Origin of the sequence: Streptococcus pseudoporcinus LQ 940-04 (assembly GCF_000188035.1) — a bacterium.
Lineage (GTDB): Bacteria > Bacillota > Bacilli > Lactobacillales > Streptococcaceae > Streptococcus > Streptococcus pseudoporcinus.
Window position 1 is genome coordinate 177890 of record NZ_AEUY02000003.1, and the last position, 20822, is coordinate 198711.

Consider the following 20822-nt stretch of genomic DNA (forward strand, 5'->3'; position numbering starts at 1 on the left):
TATCTCGCCTCCTCTTTTTATAGCTTATTTAGATTGGAGAACATTTATGAACACACGTGTCTTTAAGGACATCTCAAAGGTTCAACACAGGGCATGGCTGGGATTTACAACTAGACAGGTTATTTTTGTATTTCCAGCTGTCGCCCTAACCATTTTGGTTTTGGGCTTGAACCTATTTTATTGGCAATTTGGGGATTGGTTTGTCTATGGTTTTGTTTTTAGCTTTACCATTCCACTCATGTTATTTGGGGTCTATCGCCCCAACGATTTACCATTTGAAATATACCTCAAGTACCGTTTTCATTATGAACTAACGGTGCCAGACCGCACATTTACTGGAAGAAAAGGAGACCAACGTGAAAAAATTAAAACACTCAATGAAATCAAAGACCTCTTCTAATGACAAAAAGCAAAAGACGAAAACACAGAAACAGGAAATCAGCCCTTCTACCGTAAATACGTTAGCCTATCAAGGACTTTTTCAGAATGGCCTTATGCAGGTCAGTCCAAGCTATTTCTCACAAACCTATCTCTTAGGAGATGTTAATTACCAAACAGTTGGCTTAGATGATAAGGGAGCTATCGTGGAGAAATATTCCGATTTAATCAATTCACTGGATGATAAGACCAATTTCCAACTGACTATTTTCAATCAAAAAGTTAATTTGGAAAAATTTCGTAAGAGTATTCTCTATCCCTTGCAGGAAGATGGGTTTGATACTTATCGTGATGAATTGAATCGCATGATGGATGCCAACTTAGAGGCGGGTGAGAACAACTTTTCAGCTGTCAAGTTTCTTTCATTTGGCAAGAGCGACCAAACACCAAAACTAGCTTTTCGTTCTCTGTCACAGATTGGGGAATATTTCAAGAGTGGCTTTTCAGAGATTGATGTATCTCTTGGTTTACTTGGTGGAGAGGAGCGAGTGAATGTCCTTGCGGATATGTTACGAGGTGAAAATCATTTACCGTTTTCTTATAAGGATTTGACTCTCTCAGGTCAATCCACCAAACACTTTATTGCCCCAACCTACCTTTCCTTTAAACACAAGAATCATATTGAATTGGACGATCGATTATTACAGATTGTTTATGTTCGCGACTATGGCATGGAGTTAGGGGATAAATTTATTCGAGACCTCATGCAGTCAGATTTGGAAGTGATGATTAGCCTACATGCCAAAGGCTCTACTAAGTCTGAAACCATGACCAAGCTACGAACCAAGAAGACCTTGATGGAATCACAAAAGATTGGTGAACAACAAAAAATGGCTCGGACTGGAATCTATTTGGAGAAGGTCGGCCATGTTCTTGAGAACAACATCGATGAAGCTGAAGCTCTTCTTCAAACCATGACCCAAACAGGAGATAAACTGTTTGACACCGTATTTCTAATTGGCGTGCTAGCGGATACTGAAGACCAACTCAAACAATCTCTTGATATTATCAAGCAAGTGGCAGGGTCTAATGATATGATTATTGATAACTTGACCTATATGCAAGAAGCTGCCTTTAATAGTCTCTTGCCATTTGGGAAGAACTATCTCGAAGGTGTTTCTCGGTCTCTATTGACTTCAAATATTGCCGTGAATGCACCTTGGACTTCCGTAGATATTCATGACAAGGGTGGGAAATTTTATGGCATCAATCAAATCTCAAGTAATATCATCAGTATTGACCGTGGCAAGTTAAATACTCCATCAGGTTTGATTTTAGGGACTTCTGGAGCTGGCAAAGGGATGGCGACAAAACACGAAATCATCTCAACTAAGCTCAAGGAAGCAGATAGTGATACTGAAATTATTATTGTTGACCCAGAAAATGAGTACAGTATTATCGGTCAAGCCTTTGGTGGGGAGAGTATTGATATTGCCCCAGATTCCACTACCTTTTTAAATGTCTTAGATCTATCAGATGAGAATATGGATGAGGATCCGGTCAAGGTCAAGTCCGAATTTCTCTTGTCCTGGATTGGAAAGCTCTTGGACCGCAAAATGGATGGTCGCGAAAAGTCGCTGATAGACCGTGTGACACGCCTCACCTATAAGCATTTTGACACACCATCCTTGGTCGAATGGGTCTTTGTCTTATCTCAACAACCTGAACAGGAAGCTAAGGACTTGGCACTGGATATGGAACTCTATGTGGAAGGGTCGCTGGACATATTTTCACATCGGACCAATATTAAAACAGACAGTCATTTCCTGATTTACAATGTCAAAAAGTTAGGCGATGAATTAAAACAAATTGCCCTTATGGTTATCTTTGACCAGATTTGGAACCGTGTGGTGAAAAACCAAAAACTAGGAAAGAAGACCTGGATATACTTTGATGAGATGCAGCTTCTCTTATTAGACAAGTATGCCTCTGATTTCTTCTTTAAACTCTGGAGTCGTGTCCGTAAGTATGGGGCGATACCGACAGGCATTACTCAAAATGTAGAGACTCTTCTTTTAGATGCCAATGGCAGACGTATTATTGCCAATAGCGAGTTTATGATTCTTTTAAAACAGGCTAAGAGCGATCGCGAAGAGTTGGTGCATATGCTTGGGCTTTCCAAGGAACTGGAGAAATACTTGGTCAATCCTGAAAAAGGGGCTGGCCTAATCAAGGCCGGTTCCACAGTTGTTCCTTTCAAGAATAAGATTCCACAACACACCAAGCTCTTTGACATCATGAGTACGGACCCTGAAAAAATGAGGACATGAGATGAAAGAGGATAAAAAGCTAGTCAAACAAGCCAGGCAAAATTTTCGAAGCAACTTAAAATCAGCCCGTATGCATTATCGGAAAGAAGTTAGAGCCTTAAAACAGACTGTTCCTAAAAAAGGACGATTTCGTAAACCAGCCCAAAATTCTCTGTTTCAGGAAAAGAAAACAGAGTTAAAAGAAAATCTACTCAGTAGCCAACAAGAAGCAGAAGAGAAGTTTCTAAAGAGAATTACCCATGTGTCTCCTAGACTGTTGAAGGTAAAGGAAATCAAGAACTATCGACTTCCTCAAGCTCAAGAGCGTTTGCGGACGGCAAGAAAACATTTGTCAGAAGTGAAACTAAGTGAGAAGCAAAAGGCAGTTAATCCCAAGTTTACCTTCCAAAAAGATAAATCTTCCTTGAAGTCTCGCTTTCAGTTTCACCAAGAAAAGTCATTCGATCGACTCAGTGCAGAAAAAGAAGTAAGTTCTGCCAAACGTGAGGTCAAACAACTCAAGAAAGTCCAAAAGTCTAAGAAAAACTCCACCAAGTTCAAAGTTGGATTAGGCTTAGCTGCCTCTGAATCGCTTGACTTGGTGGCACAGGATGATGATTTAGATGGTCTAAGAACCTTAAAGGATACTAGCTTGAAAGCCAGACGCTATGGCAGGTTTACCTATCAAGCAGGTAAAGTGGCGGTGAAAAGTGGTCAGACTGGTGTGAGTTTTACAAAGACAAAAGTGGCTCATGGAAAGGAACGATTCCACAACTTCAAAAAGGGAAAAGGATTCACACGGCAGAAACCTCTTAAACCACAAAGACGCTATCAAACCTTTTTAAAGCATGCCAGAAAGCACAGTCTAGCAGGAGTTAAGGGGATTGCCCAAGCCATTAAGGGAAGTCTGACCTTCTTTTCTGCAATTGCGGGAAATCCTTTGACTTGGATTGTCTCAGGCATTTTCTTGATACTCCTTTTGATGATGAGCTTTTTCATGAGTGTCTCAGGTAGCAGTGCCATTCAACAAGATGAGATGGAATTGACCAAGGCCTATACCCGCATGACGTGGGAAGATGCGGAACATACGAGAACCAACGAAAAAGGGATTGCCTACTACACCAAAATTGATGAGGTCATGGTTTACATGAATCATCAATACCAAGACTACAAGCTTGACGATTTCATGGAAAAAGGTGGTGCGACCTACAAAGCATTTCTCAGTCAAGTGTGGATGGACTTAAATGGTGGTGATTCTATTAAATCTATGTCTGACTTGTATAAAGAACCTGCTTACAAGCTGTCTGAGGAGGACCAGGAAGAGCTAAAGGAATTGACCGAAGAAGGCAACTATTTAGCTCTTCAAGAATTGGACAATCCCTTTCAGGGCCGGACTGACGAGGATAGCTTAAACATGACCTACCGATATGGTTATGAGGTCATTGATGAGAAACCAACGCTTCATCACCATATCATCTTAGAAGCAAAAGAAGGTCAAGTCATTGTGTCTCCGATGGATGGCAAGGTATCTCTTGATGGAGAGAACGTTGTTTTGACATCTGGTAAGGGAGTGAATAAGACTAAACTAACCTTGTTTGGCATTCATTCAGGCCGAGTGAGTGAACATCAACAAGTCTTGGCAGGAGATATTATTGGTCAGACCAAAGACGGAACGGGTCTAAAACTCACCTATCAAAAGATTGATGATGACACGGATAAGTTGGTCTATGTCAATCCAGCATTCTACTTTCCAAAAGTGATTCAGGTTCAGACCACCATTCTTCCAACTATCGGTCAGTTTGGCGGCGATGAGTTCGAGAGAGCCAAGGCAATTTATGACTATCTTAAAAGCAAAGGTGCGACCAATCAAGCTATCGCAGCCATTCTAGGTAACTGGTCGGTAGAATCCTCCATTAATCCAAAACGAGCTGAAGGCGACTATTTATCTCCACCTGTTGGTGCGACAGATAGTTCGTGGGATGATGAGGGCTGGCTCACACTTAATGGTCCAACTATATACAATGGACGTTACCCAAATATTCTCAAACGTGGTTTAGGCTTAGGCCAATGGACAGATACCGCGGATGGTTCACGCAGACATACTTTATTGTTGGAATATGCCAAAGGAAAACATCAAAAATGGTATGACTTAGGCTTACAACTGGATTTCATGTTGTATGGGGATAGTCCTTATTACACCAACTGGTTAAAGGACTTCTTCAAAAATTCAGGCAGTCCAGCTAGTCTTGCCCAGCTCTTTCTCATTTACTGGGAAGGAAATAGTGGTGATAAGCTACTTGAACGTCAAACACGAGCCAGTGAGTGGTATTACCAAATTGAAAAAGGCTTTAGTCAACCTAACGGTGGGACAGCACAAAGCGATCCAAAAGCACTTGAAGCTGTACGAGAAGACCTTTTTGAAAACTCTATTCCAGGAGGTGGTGACGGTATGGGTTACGCTTACGGCCAATGTACTTGGGGAGTCGCAGCCCGTATCAATCAACTGGGTCTAAAACTCAAAGGTAAAAACGGTGAGAAGATTCCAATTATCAGTACCATGGGCAATGGCCAAGATTGGGTACGAACAGCCGCAAGTCTCGGTGGAGAGACAGGGACAAGTCCACAAGAAGGAGCTATCCTTTCCTTTGCGGGAGGAGGACATGGCACCCCAACAGAATACGGACATGTGGCTTTTGTGGAGAAAGTCTACCCAGACGGTTCATTCCTTATCTCAGAAACCAACTACAATGGCAATCCAAACTATACCTTCCGTAAATTATCTGGAGTGGATAGTAGCTTGAGTTTTGCTTATACGACGAAATAAAAAAGGATATGCTAACAATAACTTGATTAGTTAGCATATCCTTTTCCTTTAATGTCACGATTACCTAGTGGGGCAGTTAAAAGTTTTAATCAGAGTCAGTAGAAATAATAATTGTAATAAGACTAATCATCTCATCAAGCACATTTGCAAGTGAAATTCCTTTTGTATAACTATATTTTTTTGAATAATTTTGCCATTGTTGATTCTGAGTAGGATCAGATTTGAATCTCTCGAGTAGTTCAATAATTTTTTCGAAATCGAGCTCAGTTTCGCGATAGGAAAAAGTTCTTTGGCAAGCATTTTTTAACTGATTGAAATCAATATCTTTTTTCTTCAATTTTGAAAGAATATAAACATCGTAAAAGTCTTTGCTTCTGCTGTTCAAGAAGTTTCGTGAATAGATGGTTTGGAGTTTTTCAGCTAGAATTGTTTCAATTGTATAAGCAATGATTGGAAAATTGTCTTCATCAAAAATAGCTTTATAGTCGTATGTTATCGGCTGAGGAGTTACAACATCACCTGTCGCAATATCCAAATGGATAACTTGTTTAATATTCTCAAGTTGGCACGAAATTGTTGCTCGATAGCCACCATAGTCATCACTTTCTTTAATAGTTGTGATTGATTGAATCACAAAAGATATACCTTCTTCGGAATCTGCTAAAATTTCCTTGAGTTGCTGTTTAACAGTTTCTTCTGAGAGTGTTATTTGATGGAATAAAAAGTCAATATCAACAGTGCTACGAGATTCAACTCCGATGACATTCGACAGTAGGAATCCTCCTTTGAAGATATAGTGATTTGAATAAGAACTTTGACTTAATTTTTTCAAAATGACTTCTAGGAAGTAATAGGTCATCACGGAATTAAAGGTTAAACCAGTATTCTTTGATATTTTATGACAGAGTGCTGTTAATTTAGCTTTGTTCATATTAGAACCTCCAGAGTTTGTTTAACTTTTTCTAAAGTATTCATTTTTGTCGCATATTCATAGAGTTTTGCTAGATTTTTTTTAGGATAGTTCCCATAAGATTGAAGTGTCTTGACAAAGAGTTCGGAATCAATCTTTTCTCGATGTATTACAAAATCACAAATAATACGTTCAAAATCATATACCCTTACGTTGTTTCCCATAGGAGTAGGTACAGTAGTCATTCCCAGCTCGCTGTATTCTTTAGAGACAAAGTGAATGTTTAGATTAGCTGGAGGAGTATTAAAGCGGTAGCCTCTAGGAACTGTCACATCAAAATATTGTGGAATTTCATCTGTAAACTGTTGTAGATACAGTGCCGAAATATAAGAGAAAATAGCCTTAGGAAAACGATATTGAAAGAAGTAGTATTCATCATAGTCTCCGTTTTGGGTTAGGAAAATACCTTTTTCAACTCGGAAGATAATGCCTTCTTTCTCTAGTCTTGTCAGATATATTGTTGGAATACCTAGTGCTTTACAATCTTTGTTTGTGACAATGCCATTGTTCTTTTCTATAAAATCGAGTAGAATCTCTTTTTTTGACATACGGCCCCCCACTTGTTGCTTTTACACTACAATTTTACAATATTTGTGGTATAAAAGCAACATTTTCTTTTCCCTCAATTTATTGTGATAACAAAATCAAGCCTTCTTTTTTATGATGGTATTGAACTTGGGCTACGAGCTGTACAAAAAAAGAGAGTTTCTCATAGAACGGAAAGTTCTTCGTCAAAACTCCTATTTTTGTCGTGCTCGCTAACGCCCTCGTATCTAATAAAGAGTGACAGTTTGTTGCTACATAAAAAAGAAAAGAAGGACTATTTATGACCAAAACATGTAATCATCACTTTCTTGTCAATCAGGAAAAAGGCGAGAAACACGTCTTTCGCAAGAGTAAAAAATATCGCACTCTATGTTCCGTTGCCCTTGGAACCATGGTGACGGCTGTTGTTGCTTGGGGAGGAACGGTTGCACATGCCGATGAAGTTACAACTTCAGTTGACACCACCATTCAACGAACGGAGAATCCAGCCACAAATTTACCAGAAGCACAACCAAACCCTGTATCTGAACAAACTGAAAGTATGGCATCAACTGGACAATCTAACGGTGCGATTGCTGTTACCGTACCACATGATACGGTAACACAAGCAGTTGAAGAAGCAAAGGCTGAAGGTGTTTCTACGGTTGAAGATAGTCCAATGGATTTAGGAAATACAAGATCTGCGGTAGAAACCAACCAACAAATTTCAAAAGCAGATGCAGATACCCAAAAACAGGTTGAGACTATTAATGAAGTCACTAAAACCTACAAAGCTGATAAAGCGACATACGAATCGAATAAAGCTCGCATCGAACAGGAAAATAAGGAGCTGTCACAGGCCTACGAGGGGGCCAACCAAACTGGTAAAGAGACAAATGCTTGGGTTGATACTAAAGTCAATGACCTAAAAACTCGGTATGCAGATGCTGATGTGACAGTAAAAGAACAAGTAGTTTCATCAGGAAATGGGACATCTGTCCTTGACTATACAAACTATGGCAAGGCTGTTGAAACCATTCAATCAACTAACGAACAAGCTGTAGCGGATTATCTAACAAAGAAAACAAAGGCAGATGATATTGTTGCGAAAAATCAGGCCATTCAAAAAGAAAATGAAGCTGGACTTGCTAAGGCAAAGGCAGATAATGAAGCCATTGAAAGGCGTAATCAGGCTGGTCAAGCAGCTGTTGATGCTGAAAACCGTGCAGGTCAAGCCGCAGTAGATCAAGCTAATCAGGAGAAACAACAATTAGTTTCAGATCGTGCAGCCGAGATTGAAGCTATTACAAAACGTAATAAAGAAAAAGAAGCCGCAGCCAGAAAAGAGAATGAAGCGATTGATGCCTATAATACCAAAGAAATGGAACGCTATCAACGTGACTTGGCCGAGATTTCAAAAGGTGAAGAAGGTTATATTTCTGAAGCCCTTGCTCAAGCCCTCAATCTCAACAACGGTGAACCCCAAGCACAACATGGGGCCATTACCCGAAATCCTGATCAGATCATTTCAACTGGCGATGCTTTGCTGGGAGGCTACTCAAGAATATTGGATTCAACAGGATTCTTTGTCTATGACATGTTCAAAACAGGTGAGACTCTTAGTTTTAACTATCAAAATCTTCAACATGCACGATTTGATGGTAAAAAGATTAGTCGTGTGACTTACGATATTACCAACCTTGTATCACCAGCTGGAACCAATGCCGTGAAATTGGTTGTGCCAAATGATCCAACCGAGGGTTTTATTGCCTATCGAAATGACGGAAACGGTGACTGGCGAACAGACAAGATGGAGTTTCGTGTAGTTGCCAAGTATTACTTGGAAGACGGTTCACAAGTTACCTTCTCCAAAGAAAAGCCAGGAGTCTTCACACACTCTTCCCTCAATCATAATGACATTGGTTTAGAATATGTCAAAGATTCATCTGGGAAATTTGTGCCGATTAATGGTTCAACTGTTCAAGTGACTAATGAAGGTCTAGCACGTTCTTTGGGTTCCAACCGTGCAAGTGATTTGAATTTACCTGAGGAATGGGATACCACATCAAGTCGTTATGCTTATAAAGGAGCTATTGTCTCAACAGTTACATCAGGTAATACCTACACAGTAACCTTTGGCCAAGGCGATATGCCACAGAATGTTGGCTTGTCATACTGGTTCGCCTTAAATACCCTACCAGTGGCACGTACAGTAACACCATATAGTCCCAAACCTCATGTAACGGTGGAACTTGAACCCATTCCAGAACCTATTACGGTAACACCAGATATCTATACACCAAAAACATTTACACCAGAAAAGCCTGTAACTTTCACACCAAAGCCTTTGGATGAAGTAGTGCAGCCTAGTCTAACTTTGACCAAGGTAACCTTGCCTGTCAAACCTATTCCAAAAGAACTTCCAACGCCACCACAAGTACCAACTGTCCATTATCATGCGTACCGTTTGACGACAACTTCAGAGATTATGAAAGAAGTGGTCAATAGTGACCAAGCTAATCTTCATGAGAAAACTGTCGCAAAAGATTCAACGGTGATTTATCCCTTAACAGTTGATGCCTTATCGCCCAATCGTGCCCAAACGACTAGTCTCATTTTTGAGGACTACTTGCCTGCTGGTTACCTATTTGATAAGGAAACAACACAAAAAGAGAATGGAAACTATGTCCTTAGCTTTGATGAGACTAAGAATTTTGTGACCTTAACCGCAAAGGAAAACTTGTTGCAGGAGGTAAATAAAGATTTAACTCAGGTTTATCAATTGACCGCCCCAAAACTCTATGGTTCTGTTCAAAATGATGGGGCAACCTATTCCAATAGTTACAAACTCCTTTTGAACAAGGGTACAACCAATGCTTACACAGTCACTTCAAATGTTGTAACGGTTCGTACACCAGGTGATGGGGAGACAACCACGCTCATTACACCAGATAAAAACAATGAAAATGCGGATGGTGTCCTCATTAATGACACGGTCGTAGCCCTTGGTACAACCAACCACTATCGTTTGACTTGGGATTTGGACCAGTATAAGGGAGATCGTTCTGCTAAAGAGACAATTGCACGAGGCTTCTTCTTTGTGGACGATTACCCAGAGGAAGTGCTTGATGTGGTGGAAAATGGCACGGCTATCACAACCCTTGACGGTCAGAAGGTATCAGGAATTACAGTTAAAAACTATGCTTCCCTAAATGAAGCCCCTAAAGACCTTCAAGATAAATTGGCTCGTGCTAAGATTACACCGACAGGTGCCTTTCAAGTCTTTATGCCGGATGACAACCAAGCCTTTTATGACCAGTATGTTCAAACAGGAACTTCTTTAGCTCTTTTGACCAAAATGACGGTTAAAGATAGTCTCTATGGTCAGACAAAGACCTATACAAACAAGGCTTATCAAGTTGATTTCGGCAATGGCTATGAAACCAAGGAAGTGACCAACACCCTTGTTTCACCAGAACCCAAGAAACAAAACCTAAACAAGGATAAAGTGGATATCAACGGGAAGCCCATGCTAGTGGGAACTCAAAATCACTATACTCTTTCATGGGACTTGGACCAATACCGAGGGATTAAAGCAGACAACTCTCAGATTGCACAAGGTTTTTACTTTGTGGATGATTATCCAGAAGAAGCTTTATTGCCAGATGAAGCAGCTATTCAGTTTGTCACATCTGATGGCAAAACAGTTTCAGGAATCACGGTGAAGTCTTATTCTCAATTATTAGAAGCTCCTAAAACGCTACAAGCAGCCTTTTCCAAACAAAAAATTCAGCCTAAAGGAGCTTTTCAAGTTTTCATGCCTGAGGACCCACAAGCCTTTTTTGAATCTTATGTGACCAAGGGGGAGAATATTACCATTGTCACTCCAATGACGGTTTTGGAAACCATGCTTAATTCAGGGAAGTCTTATGAAAACGTGGCTTATCAGGTGGACTTTGGGCAAGCCTATGAAACCAATACGGTGACCAATTTTGTCCCTAAAGTAACTCCACATAAGTCTAATACCAATCAAGAAGGTATTTCAATTGATGGAAAGACTGTTCTTCCGAATACGGTCAATTATTACAAAATTGTCTTGGATTACAGTCAATACAAGGATATGGTCGTGACGGATGATGTTCTTGCCAAGGGATTTTACATGGTAGACGATTACCCAGAAGAAGCCCTTACCCTAAATCCTGATGGCATTCAAGTTTTGGATAAGGATGGCAATCGTGTATCTGGTATCTCTGTCAGCACCTACGCTAGTTTGTCAGAAGCTCCGAAAGTTGTTCAAGATGCCATGGCTAAACGTCAGTTTACACCTAAAGGAGCCATTCAAGTTCTTAGTAGCGATGATCCAAAAGTCTTTTATGATACCTATGTGAAGACTGGTCAAACCTTAGTTGTCACGCTTCCGATGACGGTAAAAAATGAGTTGACCAAAACAGGTGGTCAGTATGAAAATACAGCCTATCAAATTGATTTTGGCTTGGCCTATGTCACGGAAACAGTGGTTAATAATGTTCCAAAATTAGACCCACAAAAAGATGTGGTGATCGACTTGTCTCATAAAGATGCCAGCCTTGACGGGAAAGAAGTGGCCTTGCATCAAACCTTTAACTATCGCTTGGTTGGAGCGATGATTCCAAGCAATCGTGCGACTGATTTATTTGAATATGGCTTTGAAGATAACTATGATGAAAAGCATGATGAGTATAATGGTGTTTATCGCAGCTATCTGATGACGGATGTCATCCTCAAAGACGGTTCTGTCTTAAAAGAGGGGACAGAAGTCACGAAATACACCTTGCAACAGGTAGATACAGAAAATGGCCTCGTGTCAATTTCATTTGATAAATCCTTCTTAGAGACTGTCTCTGATGATTCAGCCTTTCAGGCAGATGTTTACCTTCAAATGAAACGGATTGCGGCTGGTCAGGTGGAGAATACCTATCTCCATACAGTGAATGGCTATGTCATTAGCTCAAATACAGTTGTAACACATACACCTCAACCTGAAGAACCAAGTCCAAATCAACCCACTCCACCTCAACCACCAATTGAGACTATTGAACCGCCTGTTCCAGCAAGTATTTTGCCAAATACAGGGGAACAGGAATCCCTTTTGGGCTTGATTGGAGCTGGTATTCTACTTGGTACGGCTTATGGACTGAAGAAAAAGGAGGAGAAGTAGATGAATCCAAAAACTATTTATGAAAAGGATTCAGACCAGGATGGTCTGACAGATGCTCAGGAACTAGCTTTGGGAACCGATCCGCAGTCTGTTGACACAGATGGTGATGGTCAAGCTGATTTAGAGGAGCTACAATCTGGACATTCACCATTAGTCCCACAAAAGGAGTTGTACAATGACTTGGAACTTTGACACCATGAAAGAGGCTTTGTCTGAAATGGAGAAGGTCGATTACCAAGAGTTTATCAAGGCTTTTCTCTCTTTGGAATTAAGTATTTCTAATAGAACAATCCTCAATCAGGTTTATCAAGATTATATGGATGAGGATGACCTATCCTTGATAAGTGATGAGCTACGAGTTAAAGTTGATAGTTATCAGGATGAAGTACAGGCAGATATGACTGACATTCTGGAAAAGCTGTACCGAACAGGTGAAGGCTCTAATTTTATTATGGATTTAATGTCCTCAAATAGTCTCTCAGAAACCTTGGAACAGTATGAGGTTTTGGATAGTGACGATTATTCACCACTTAGCCTTGAAACCTTACAGGCCATGATCCAACAGGACTTGGCTATTTCCAGTCAGGATTATTTTGGAGATTTGGTTCACCTTGCCTTGCAAAAAGATTTACTAGACCAGAAAAGTCATTTCTTACAACACTATGTGGCAATTGTAATGGAAGGTATTCCACAAGAAAGAGACCAACGAACCTTGGTCCTAGATTAACTCAAAGGGCTGAGAAACACTCTCAGCCCTTTTAAAATGGGAGGGAAAATGAATCAAGAAGTCTTACTACAAATGATGAGAGCCACTATTCCTCGTGATAGAGGCTTGCTTGAGGCATTTTTATATTACCAAGCAGAGCATTTTGATGAGGAGTGGGATAGTCTTATTCATCAGTTTATGACCAATAGGCAAGAAATAAATAAGTCTGTTCAAGTACTTCACTTTGAGACAGATGTTTCAGCTTTTGTCCAGGCTAGTCCTTATGATACTGCTCATGATCTATTGACCTATACACAAGTTTTCGGCCAAAGTGGTCTTCAAAAACTAGATAAACTATCGCCGTCTGAAAAAAACTTGGTGATAGAAGTGGCCTTGTTCAATCTGGCCACTCGTTTTCAATTATTGGATTCCAATGGACACTACCAAACCATATCGCCGGATTCACTCTTACAAAAGAGTAGGGGAGCTAATTTGGTCAATGTGTATCGTGTGGCTAATAATTTATCGGATCGTATTAGTCGAGATATTGAACAGTTTCTCTTAACTTACGAGCCTGAGCTTGAAACTAGAGCTGATGAAACTGTTCTAGAAAATGAAGAAACTGTTGATGAGCACAAAACAAGTGTTCATCAAGCAATATCTTTTCGAGAAGAGGGCTCTCTGGTTATTGCTAGTTTGGATGTAGATTTGTCTCAACTAGATGTTCAAATAGGAAAAACCAGTCATCTGCCAGCTTATGAAGAGTTATCCTTACGACGTAAATTTGAGATTCTAACATATTTTGACCAAATTCGAAATGAACGTTCCAAAGTCCCAAGTTTTAGACGAGGTGATTTTGACACAGAGATGGAAATGACACCAGTCTTTGATGGCGAGGAATTACTTACTTATCTCGAAGCTGATGGCAGTCCCTATGAGCTGAAACGAACGCTGACTACAGTCGAAGAAAAGGAATTAGAAAAAATTGGACAAGCCATTAGGATAGAAAATCAAGAAAAATTGACTCAGCTAGGGATTGATTTATCTCAGTTTGACCCAGACCGAGTCGGTATTTTATTGGATGCAGCAGGTCGTTTTCGTTTAAAAAATGCAGACCTTGCTTTACTAGGTGGTTATCCCAAAGCCTCGGTAACTCAACTAGCCCTTGCGACAGAACTACTCCAAATGGGACTAAGTCATGAAAAGGTTGAATTTTTCTTTGGTAGCCAGCTTTCCATTGAAGAGCTGCGACAAGTTGCCTACGCCTTTTTACACCAAGAACTCAGCAGAGAAGATGCGGAGCAATTTGAAAAAGATAAAGGTAATCAGCCAGATTTAACTCTCAGAGATTGGAAAAGCAAGCTAGAGAAAGCTGAGGGAAAAGAAGTAGTTGATGAAGAATTCGCGGAAAATCCACTGGTTCAGAGAGTATTGGACACTTATCCTCTGGGGTCATTGGTTTCCTATAAGGGACAGGACTTTGAGGTCATGTCGGTCAGCGATGCTCGATTGAACGGTTTGATTCGGATTGAGTTAGTCAATGACTTTTCGGATATCATTGAACAAAATCCAGTTCTTTATGTGAGGACCTGGGAAGAAGTCAGTCAGGCACTTCATCAGCCAAAGGCAGAACCACAAACAGAGTTAGAAGAAGCGGACCAAGAATTAAACCTATTCTCATTTCTGGAAGAGGAGCCAGTTCAGAGTATTGGACTATTGGAACCAGATGATTCAGAAAATGGTCATAACGATACTGATCTTGAAGAAACAGATAATCAAATTCCTGAAGAGGAAGTCGTCGAAACAATTCCAGAGATTCCAGTAACGGACTTTTATTTTCCAGAAGATTTGACGGACTTTTATCCTAAGACTGCTAGAGATAAGGTTGAGACAAACATTGTGGCCATTCGTTTGGTAAAAAATCTAGAAGTAGAGCACCGCAATGCTTCACCAAGTGAACAAGAACTCCTTGCCAAGTATGTAGGCTGGGGTGGACTAGCCAATGAATTTTTTGATGACTATAATCCAAAATTTTCTAAGGAACGAGAAGAACTGAAGAGCCTAGTCACAGATAAAGAGTATTCGGATATGAAACAGTCCTCCCTGACAGCCTATTACACAGACCCATCCCTGATCCGTCAGATGTGGGATAAGTTGGAAAGAGATGGCTTTACAGGTGGCAAAATCCTAGATCCTTCCATGGGGTTTCGTGTCATAATAGTGATAGAGGCAAATAGTTATGTAAATATAAGGAGTTCAAGACTTCTACCAAATTTTAAAACTCAAAAAATAAATAGTTGGTGTGCTGCTTAGAGTAATTATTATATAATAATTATTGTAAAGAGCACATCAGCATAAGGAGGTAGTTAGATGCCAAGAAAAGGAGTAACCATATATGATTTATTATTATCTTGTCCAGGTGATGTTACAGATTATTTAGAAATAATAAAAGAAAGTGTTGAAAGCTTTAATAGAACTTTTGGTAATTTAAATAATATAGAAGTAGTTACTAAACACTGGTCCACGAATAGTTATCCTGAATCAGGTGATAAACCACAAGAATTATTAAATAAACAATTTGTTAGAGATTGTGATGCTGCCGTTGCAGTTTTTTGGACAAGGTTTGGTACACCAACTGATAAGTATGGATCTGGTACAGAAGAGGAAATAGAAGAGATGTTGTTAGCTAAAAAACAGGTATTTATGTATTTTTTGAATTCTCCTATTAATCCATCTGAATTGAATCAAGATCAATATCAAAAAGTGTTAGAATTTAGAGAAAAATATAAGGATAAAGGAATATATGCTATAGTTGATGATAAATTTGATTTTCAGCGACAATTTACCAATCATTTATCATTATATTTTTTATCATTAATTTCAGAAGTAGGACATTCTAAAAGTGAAACTTTAAATCCTATATTAAAAATAAGAGATTTGAACACATTTTCAGAAGAATATTGTTCAATAAATATGAATCATCTGTTAGAATCAGAATTTATTAAAAATCAAAAAGATAAAATAATAGAGAGTATTGAGACTTTAAATAACTTTATTCTGCCAGAACGTAGTAAAGATATAAGCTCAGAAAAATATAATTTCAATGAATTGACTAATATTGCCAAATCATATGAACAAATTAGTAAACTTAGTGGAATGAATGATTATATAGAAATTAGTGACGTATGGATAAAAGTTATTAATGAGTTTGCTAAGAAAAACCAAATTAACATTGAAGAAAAATTTTGGAATGTAGGCAACTTAAAAAGTTATTCTCCTCAGTTACAGCTTCCATTTGGTAGTAGTGGACTTTCGTATTATGGTACGGATGAGGAGAAAAAACGCTATTCGTTATTAAAAAAACTTTATCTTAGTATAAAAAAATATAATGAATATAACGAGTATTTTGGCTATATAGATAATGTTAAAGTTATGAAATTAATGATCTCAAATTTAGGCAATGCATTTGATGAAGATATTGATATTAAATTAATAATACCAAAAGGATACATTCTTAAACATAAAGATTTACCTTATCCAGGCATAAATATTATAGAAGACTTACTTGACATGAAATTTTTTGATTTCATATTTTCAATTCAAGAGAGTGATACTGTTAATAGATATGAGGATTCAAATGTGGATAAATTAAATTTTAGACATGTTAATAGACTTAGTCCAATTTTAACAAAAAGCATTGAGGATGAATATGAAGATAATAAATATGATTATCAAAATTTATTAGATAATATATTTTCATATAAGCAATTTGAAAACTCAGATTCTGATATTTTGATTTTCGATATAAAGTATTTAAAACACAACTCTTCAATGGCATTTCCTTCTATTTTGATGTTTAAAAACATTCCAGAAGCAATAGAATATGAGATTACATCAAAGCATATACCTGAAATTATAAAAGGGAAAATATATATTAAAGACAATATTATTGGATGAAAAAGAGTTTTTAAGGTTATCTAATGATGAAAATTTAATACACATATTTTAGACGATAGAAAATAATAATTCTGTCGTCTTTTTTATTTCAAAGAAAGGAGGCAGGAATGAATTTTGATTATTTTTATAATAGGCAATCTGAAATGTATAACTTCATTAGGTTGCCTATGGTATTAATGGAAGATGAGATTTTTGAGAGCATTTCTATTGAAGCTAAAGTTTTGTATTCATATATGCTTAATCGAATGGGTCTTTCATATAAAAATGGCTGGATAGATGAAGATGGAAAAGTCTTTATTTATTACACAATTGAAAGTATAAAAGATCAATTTAATTGTGCCAGTGAAAAAGCAAATAAATTAATAGCTGAACTTGATATTAAATCAGGGATAGGACTAATTGAAAAGAAAAGACAAGGACTGGGAAAGCCTAACAGAATTTATGTTAAAGATTTTATGAGCATATTTAATAATATAGAATTAAAAAATCAAGAAGTTCGAAAAACAAAATTCCAGAAGTTCGATAATCGAAATTCAAGAGATTCGAATATCGAAAGTCAAGATTTTCGAAAATCGGAAGGTAACTATAACAATATTAATAATAATGAGTTAAGAAATAATGATTTTAGTAAAGGTCAAAAGCCTTATGGAATATATAAAAATATATTTTTGACTGATGAAGAATACAAGGACTTAACAAATGAGTTAGGAAGTAGAATTAGTGACTACATTGATAGATTGTCGTCATATATGAAAGCGAATAACAGAGTTTATCAAGACCACAAGGCAACGATAATCAATTGGTATCTTAATGATCAGGCAAAAAACATTAATGATAATTCAACAAGGAAAATGAATTACGATATAGGAGAGAGTTTATGAAGAACTTAAAAGATTTTGTATTAAGAGAAAATGATATTGAAAGAAATGGACATATTTATTGCAAGGTCTGTGGTAAAAGAGTAGATGGAGAATTAGTTGACCTTGGATTTACAAAGTTTATTCCCAGAATTAAATGTGAATGTGAAATAAAAAGAGATAAGGAAAATGAAGAAAGAGAAAGACTAATGAAAATATCATCTCTGAAAAGAGATTGCTTCTCATCGCATATCCAACACCAATATAATTTTGAGAAATACTTAAATGAAAAAGGTCAAGCCTACAAGGTTGCTTATAATTATGCTAAAAGCTTTGAGCAAATGAAAAAAGACAATGTAGGACTTTTATTTTATGGAGATGTTGGCAGTGGAAAGACTTATCTTGCTTGTTCAATTGCAAATGAATTAATTGAAAGAGAACAAGTTAAAGTTAAGATTATGAATTTATCTCAGGTTATAAACCAAATACAAAAATCAGCATTTAAGCTAGATTCAAATGAAATTATAAGTAACCTCTCTAATATTCCCTTGTTAATCCTAGATGACCTTGGAATTGAAAGGGATACATCTTATGCAAGAGAGCAAGTATATAACATTATAAACTCAAGATACTTAAAAGGCAGGCCGACAATTTTTACTACAAACTTATCATTGGAAATTATTCAAAATCCTAATATTGAACTTGAGTATCAGAGGATATATTCAAGAATACTTGAAATGACAATACCAGTTAAAGTTACGGGAGAAGATTTTAGAAGAAAAATTCAACAAGAGAAGTTAAGAAAATACAAAGAATTACTTTTATATGGAGGTGGAATAGATGATTAATGAAGAAGTATCTAGGTCGAGTCTTAATCTTGAAGTAAGACTTGCAAAAGCAACAAGTAAAGCAATTCTTGATGCCTTAAAGAAAGTTCACAAGCAAATAGAAGAACAAGGAGGTTTGAAAAATGTAATAAAAAATAATGGAGAAGAAGTAAAACTAAAAGATATGGTTAAAAAGGGACAGTTAGAAGAAATTAATCTAAAGGATCCTGAGTTAAAAGAACTAAAGAAAATTTTAAATAAACACGGAGTGAAGTTTTCTGTTATGAAAGATAAGGAAACTGGAAACCACTCTGTGTTTTTTCAATCTAAGGATATAAAAGTAATGGAACATGCCTTTAAAAAAGCAGTTAAGGAATCTGAAAGAAAGGCCGATAGAAAAGATTCAATAACGAAGACTATAAATAAGTTTAAAGATATGGCTAAAGACACCATTAGTAAAGATAAAGTTAAAAATAAACATAAGGAGCAAAGCTTATGATAAGTAATTTAAAAACATTTGAAAATAAGAATTTTGGGAAACTCACTGTTATAGAAAAAGACGGTGAGTTTTTCTTTATAGCAAATGAAGTAGCAACTATGTTGGGATATGTTAATCCAAGAAAAGCTGTTTATGACCATGTAGATGAAGAAGATAAGGGTGTAACGAAATGGAACACCCCTGGAGGAATACAGAATATTTCAATAATCAATGAATCAGGATTGTATTCACTTATCCTTTCATCAAAACTACCACAAGCAAAAATTTTTAAAGCTTGGGTAACTAGAGAAGTCTTACCAAGTATTAGAAAGAACGGAGGATATATAGCAGGACAAGAAAAGAAAACTAACGAAGAGTTACTTGCAGATGCAATTTTAGTAGCCAATAGAATTATTGCTGAAAGAGAAGAAGAAATTGAAGAATTGAGACCAAAGGCAGACTATTATGACAAACTAGTAGATTATAACCTTCTTACAAACTTTAGAAATACTGCCAAGGAGTTAGGAATACCACAAAATCAATTTATAAGTTTTTTAATGGATAAAAGATTAATTTATAGAGATAAGAAAAAGAAACTCTTACCTTATGCATATAAGAATAAGGGATACTTTGAAGTAAAAGAATGGGTTGATCCACTAGGTACACTTGTAGGAATACAAACATTTATAACACCAAAGGGAAGACACTACCTACTAATTTTATTAGATAGCGAAGGTTTCTACGATGAATAAGGTATTAGAAGCCATTCTTTCTGATATTAAAAACTTAATTAAAATAGATAACCCAAAGAAATTTATATTATCAAACATCCCTTATATATCCTTTTTCTATATTGGAAATATCTTTTCTAAGCACATAAACTCTTATGTAGGAGGAGATATTATTGATAGAATAATGGTGGGAATTTCTGATATAGGAACTTTATCTTATACACCAAGCCTTAATCCAAGAGACTTGTTAGTAGGTATTTCAGTTGCTGCTCTTGTTAAGCTAATTGTTTATAGCAAAGGTAAAAATAAAAAGAAATATAGGCAAGGTAAAGAATATGGTTCAGCAAGATGGGGAGAGAGCAAGGATATTGCTCCATATATTGACCCAAAGTTTGAAAACAATGTTCTTATAACTAATACCGAAAGACTTACAATGAACTCAAGACCTAAAAATCCTAAATATGCTAGAAATAAAAATGTATTAGTAATAGGAGGTTCTGGATCAGGTAAAACGAGATTTTATGTAAAGCCAAATCTAATGCAAATGCATTCTTCCTATGTAGTAACAGACCCAAAGGGGACACTTGTGTTAGAGTGTGGAAAAATGCTCTACGAAAATGGATATGATATAAAGATTTTAAACACAATAAACTTCAAAAAGTCCATGAAATACAATCCCTTTGCTTATTTGAGAAGTGAAAAAGATATTTTAAAGCTTGTCCAAACTATAATTGCTAACACCAAGGGAGATGGAGAAAAGGCAGGAGAAGATTTCTGGGTAAAGGCTGAAAAGTTATATTACACTGCCCTCATCGGTTATATTTATTATGAAGCACCAGAAGAAGAAAAGAACTTTAAGACACTTTTAGATATGATTGACGCAAGTGAAGTTAGAGAAGATGATGAAACCTATATGAATCCAATTGATAGGCTCTTTGAGGCTCTTGAAAAGAAAGACCCAAGTCATTTTGCAGTTAAGCAATATAAGAAATATAAACTGGCAGCAGGAGTAATAGAATTAAGGAGAACACTTAATCACTATTTTAGTGAAATATGTACTTCT

The 20822-nt window shown here is 37.1% G+C and carries 14 protein-coding genes and 1 pseudogene; 13 read left to right on the plus strand and 2 right to left on the minus strand.

Features of this window, described 5'->3' with window-relative positions; translation table 11 throughout:
* The first annotated feature begins 46 nt into the window (after positions 1-46).
* Genes STRPS_RS01175 through STRPS_RS01185 form a run of 3 tightly spaced genes read left to right on the plus strand, consistent with a single transcriptional unit; the run spans position 47 to position 5511 of the window.
* Positions 47-400, plus strand: a complete 354-nt coding sequence (locus STRPS_RS01175) for a PrgI family protein (RefSeq protein ID WP_001097576.1) — start codon at positions 47-49, stop codon at positions 398-400.
* The gene (locus STRPS_RS01180) at positions 357-2708 is read left to right on the plus strand and encodes a VirB4-like conjugal transfer ATPase, CD1110 family (RefSeq protein WP_000734152.1); all 2352 of its coding nucleotides are present in this window, start codon (positions 357-359) and stop codon (positions 2706-2708) included. Before STRPS_RS01175 ends, STRPS_RS01180 begins: the two co-directional genes overlap by 44 nt.
* Before the next feature lies 1 nt (position 2709).
* Positions 2710-5511, plus strand: a complete 2802-nt coding sequence (locus STRPS_RS01185) for a phage tail tip lysozyme (RefSeq protein ID WP_007894110.1) — start codon at positions 2710-2712, stop codon at positions 5509-5511.
* Between the two features lie 85 nt (positions 5512-5596).
* Here the strand turns inward: STRPS_RS01185 and STRPS_RS01190 are convergent, their stop codons facing one another.
* Both STRPS_RS01190 and STRPS_RS01195 read right to left on the minus strand, forming a co-directional pair.
* Complete coding sequence (locus STRPS_RS01190; protein WP_001030302.1) at positions 5597-6442, minus strand: nucleotidyl transferase AbiEii/AbiGii toxin family protein; 846 nt, start codon at positions 6440-6442, stop codon at positions 5597-5599.
* Entirely contained in the window at positions 6439-7029 is a 591-nt protein-coding gene (locus STRPS_RS01195; protein ID WP_000037239.1) for a type IV toxin-antitoxin system AbiEi family antitoxin domain-containing protein, read from the minus strand. Before STRPS_RS01195 ends, STRPS_RS01190 begins: the two co-directional genes overlap by 4 nt.
* 278 nt (positions 7030-7307) lie before the next feature.
* Here STRPS_RS01195 and STRPS_RS01200 point away from each other — a divergent pair, with 278 nt between their 5' ends.
* From STRPS_RS01200 to STRPS_RS01245, 10 genes and pseudogenes are all read left to right on the plus strand, one after another.
* A complete protein-coding gene (locus STRPS_RS01200) occupies positions 7308-12203 on the plus strand; it encodes an SspB-related isopeptide-forming adhesin (protein ID WP_000167703.1) in 4896 nt (1631 codons plus the stop codon).
* Positions 12204-12395 (plus strand): calcium-binding protein, encoded by a 192-nt coding sequence (locus STRPS_RS01205; protein ID WP_001068445.1) that lies wholly within the window; start codon positions 12204-12206, stop codon positions 12393-12395.
* Complete coding sequence (locus STRPS_RS01210) at positions 12379-12930, plus strand: hypothetical protein (RefSeq protein ID WP_000220099.1); 552 nt, start codon at positions 12379-12381, stop codon at positions 12928-12930. Before STRPS_RS01205 ends, STRPS_RS01210 begins: the two co-directional genes overlap by 17 nt.
* 48 nt (positions 12931-12978) lie before the next feature.
* Positions 12979-15222: a hypothetical protein gene (locus tag STRPS_RS01215; RefSeq protein ID WP_007894120.1), complete on the plus strand. Its 2244-nt coding sequence runs from the start codon at positions 12979-12981 to the stop codon at positions 15220-15222.
* A 57-nt stretch (positions 15223-15279) separates the two neighbouring features.
* Positions 15280-16866: a hypothetical protein gene (locus tag STRPS_RS01220; protein WP_001137497.1), complete on the plus strand. Its 1587-nt coding sequence runs from the start codon at positions 15280-15282 to the stop codon at positions 16864-16866.
* A 107-nt stretch (positions 16867-16973) separates the two neighbouring features.
* On the plus strand, positions 16974-17747 hold the full coding sequence (locus tag STRPS_RS01225; RefSeq protein ID WP_007894971.1) for a replication initiator protein A: 774 nt from the start codon (positions 16974-16976) through the stop codon (positions 17745-17747).
* The gene (locus tag STRPS_RS01230; protein ID WP_007894968.1) at positions 17744-18571 is read left to right on the plus strand and encodes an ATP-binding protein; all 828 of its coding nucleotides are present in this window, start codon (positions 17744-17746) and stop codon (positions 18569-18571) included. Before STRPS_RS01225 ends, STRPS_RS01230 begins: the two co-directional genes overlap by 4 nt.
* The gene (locus STRPS_RS01235) at positions 18564-19049 is read left to right on the plus strand and encodes a PcfB family protein (protein ID WP_007894980.1); all 486 of its coding nucleotides are present in this window, start codon (positions 18564-18566) and stop codon (positions 19047-19049) included. Before STRPS_RS01230 ends, STRPS_RS01235 begins: the two co-directional genes overlap by 8 nt.
* A complete protein-coding gene (locus STRPS_RS01240) occupies positions 19046-19780 on the plus strand; it encodes a phage antirepressor Ant (RefSeq protein ID WP_007894976.1) in 735 nt (244 codons plus the stop codon). Before STRPS_RS01235 ends, STRPS_RS01240 begins: the two co-directional genes overlap by 4 nt.
* Positions 19773-20768, plus strand: a pseudogene (locus tag STRPS_RS01245) (type IV secretory system conjugative DNA transfer family protein); the annotation flags it as partial. The gene STRPS_RS01240 and the pseudogene STRPS_RS01245, both read left to right, overlap by 8 nt.
* Positions 20769-20822 lie beyond the last annotated feature (54 nt).